Annotated in this window: 1 protein-coding gene; it reads left to right on the top strand. The window is 44.3% G+C overall.

The features are described from left to right. Positions 1-1,179 (top strand): elongation factor Tu (gene tuf / locus ACTJJG_RS19015; protein ID WP_017399900.1); only part of this gene is annotated, 1,179 nt, incomplete at its 5' end.

Here is a 1,179-nt window from a genome sequence, read left to right as displayed (position 1 = left end):
AAGTTTGAACGTAATAAGCCACACGTAAACGTGGGCACAATCGGTCACGTTGACCATGGTAAAACAACTTTAACTGCTGCGATTGCAACAATTTGTGCAAAAACTTACGGCGGTGAAGCGAAAGATTACTCACAAATCGACTCAGCACCTGAAGAAAAAGCACGTGGTATTACAATTAATACTTCACACGTAGAATACGATTCTCCAATTCGTCACTACGCGCACGTTGACTGCCCGGGCCACGCCGATTACGTTAAAAACATGATTACTGGTGCTGCTCAGATGGACGGCGCGATCCTTGTGTGTGCTGCGACTGACGGTCCAATGCCACAAACTCGTGAACACATCCTTCTTTCTCGTCAGGTTGGTGTACCTTACATCATCGTATTCTTAAACAAGTGTGACCTTGTTGATGATGAAGAATTACTTGAATTAGTAGAAATGGAAGTTCGTGAACTTCTTTCTACTTATGACTTCCCAGGTGATGACACTCCAGTTATCCGTGGTTCTGCGCTTAAAGCGTTGGAAGGCGATGCTGGTCAATATGGTGAGTCTTCAGTTCTTGCTCTTGTTGAAGCGCTTGACTCTTACATTCCAGAACCAGAACGTGCTATCGACAAAGCATTCTTAATGCCAATCGAAGACGTATTCTCAATTTCTGGTCGTGGTACTGTAGTAACAGGCCGTGTAGAAGCTGGTATCGTTAAAGTTGGTGAAGAAGTAGAGATCGTTGGTATTAAAGATACAGTTAAAACAACTGTAACTGGCGTAGAAATGTTCCGTAAACTTCTTGACGAAGGCCGTGCAGGTGAGAACTGTGGTATCTTACTTCGTGGTACTAAGCGTGAAGACGTACAACGTGGTCAAGTACTTGCTAAACCAGGTACAATCAAGCCGCACACTAAATTCGACGCAGAAGTATACGTACTTTCTAAAGAAGAAGGTGGTCGTCACACTCCATTCTTAAATGGTTACCGTCCACAGTTCTACTTCCGTACAACTGACGTAACTGGTGCAATCCAATTACAAGACGGCGTTGAAATGGTTATGCCAGGCGACAACGTTGAAATGTCAGTAGAATTAATCCACCCAATCGCAATGGATCCAGGTCTACGTTTTGCGATCCGTGAAGGTGGTCGTACTGTAGGTGCTGGTGTTGTTGCGAAAGTAACTGCATAA

The organism is Acinetobacter sp. 22512, assembly GCF_052044755.1.
In the GTDB taxonomy this organism is placed as follows: Bacteria; Pseudomonadota; Gammaproteobacteria; order Pseudomonadales; family Moraxellaceae; genus Acinetobacter; species Acinetobacter pittii.
Note: the sequence above shows the minus strand (reverse complement) of the source record. Positions and strands in the feature narration are given on the sequence as shown.